Origin of the sequence: Sulfitobacter sp. HI0129, from assembly GCF_001635395.1 — a bacterium.
GTDB lineage: Bacteria > Pseudomonadota > Alphaproteobacteria > Rhodobacterales > Rhodobacteraceae > Sulfitobacter.
In genome coordinates this window covers 1-1,324 of sequence record NZ_LWGH01000579.1, presented here as the reverse complement: position 1 = coordinate 1,324, position 1,324 = coordinate 1, and the positions used below count along the sequence as shown (strand labels likewise).

2 protein-coding genes and 1 pseudogene are annotated in these 1,324 nt (G+C 61.9%); 2 read left to right on the top strand and 1 reads right to left on the bottom strand.

From position 1 onward, the window contains the following. A partial coding sequence (locus A3764_RS15555; RefSeq protein WP_067951748.1) for a flagellar basal body-associated FliL family protein occupies nt 1-481 on the bottom strand: 481 nt, incomplete at its 3' end. Here A3764_RS15555 and A3764_RS24765 point away from each other — a divergent pair. Together A3764_RS24765 and A3764_RS15550 are read left to right on the top strand one after the other, a co-directional pair. Beyond that, a complete protein-coding gene (locus A3764_RS24765; protein ID WP_150120845.1) occupies nt 462-668 on the top strand; it encodes a hypothetical protein in 207 nt (68 codons plus the stop codon). The genes A3764_RS15555 and A3764_RS24765 overlap by 20 nt on opposite strands. A gap of 14 nt (nt 669-682) precedes the next feature. Then, a pseudogene (locus tag A3764_RS15550) lies at nt 683-1,324 on the top strand (flagellar basal-body MS-ring/collar protein FliF); the annotation flags it as partial.

Sequence of the window (1,324 nt, the reverse complement as noted above, 5' to 3'; positions counted from 1 at the left end):
TTCCGCGCAGATCGCTGACATGAAGCTGGCGCAGGTAATCCTGAAACGTGTCACGCAAATAGACCTCGCGGGAAAGCAGCCGGTCCGCCCCCTCCTGCTTGTCGTCATAGACCATCAGCATGTTGAGCTTGAGGAACCGGGTCGTCTGGCGCCCGGTGGCGGTCACATCCGTGACGTTCACGATAAGCTCGGGAAACGGCAGCACCGGAAAGCCCGCCTGTTTCTTGGCGCCCTTCTTGTCACCCTTGGGGGACTTGTCCTCTTTGCCTTCCTTGCCGTCACCGGCTGCGTAATCATCCGATTTGCCTGTTTTATCGGGCTTTTCGCCATCTTTTCCGGCATCGGCGCTCTCCGCCTCGGCGGGGGAGCCGAGGCCCACAAGACCCAAGGCCGCGGTGGGTCCGATCGCCAGCGTGAGGCCCCCCGCCCCTGCGGCAAGGCTCAGAACGATGAGCGCGGGAATGATGATGATCTTCTTCATGGGTATACCTTTACCGCAGGCCGCCGCTCCAGACTACATGCAAGAACAAACAGAATGCAATTCAAGCATTGTTGCAACACTGAGCGCAGGATTGGGTGATTTTGCAAGGATATTCCAAACTATGCTTGAAACTTCTTCCTCCAATGGGAAAGCTGGCGGGAACAACAGGGCAAAAGCCCGATATTGAGAGCAGGTACACAGGTGCGTCAGATCCTCGACAACCTCGGCCAATTGGGCCCGCGGCGTCTCGCCATGTTGGGCGGCGTGGGGCTATTCATCCTCGGCGCCATCCTGATTGGCGCGCGGACGATTTTCGCGCCGACCTTCGTGCCGGTCTATAGCCAGCTGTCCCCCGGCACCGCGTCGCAGATGACGCAAACGCTGGAACAGGCCGGGCTGACGGTGGAACTGTCGCGCGCCGGTGACACGATTTCCGTGGCCGAGGGCGACGTGGCCCGCGCCCGCATGGCGCTGGCCGATGCCGGTCTGCCCGGCGAAGGCGTGCCCGGGTGGGAGCTTTTCGACGACATGTCCGGCATGGGGATGAACACCTTCATGCAGAAGGTGAACCGCCTGCGCGCGCTCGAAGGTGAACTGGCCCGCTCCATCCAGACAATCAACGGAATCGAATCCGCGCGCGTGCACCTTGTCCTGCCCGAGCGGGAAGCCTTTTCGCGGGTCCGCCCGGAGGCCAGCGCCTCCGTCATCGTTCGGTCGCGGGCCAATACATCCATGTCACGGGCGCAGGCGCAGTCGGTTCGCGCGCTCGTCGCTTCCGCTGTTGCCGATCTCGAACCGCAAAAGGTCACGGTGTTGTCCTCCAACGGGGATACGATCCTTGCC

What these genes read in the sequence shown, in the direction of transcription:
- A3764_RS24765 (WP_150120845.1), top strand. Translation starts at nt 462, where the DNA reads ATGATGATGATCTTCTTCATGGGTATACCTTTACCGCAGGCCGCCGCT.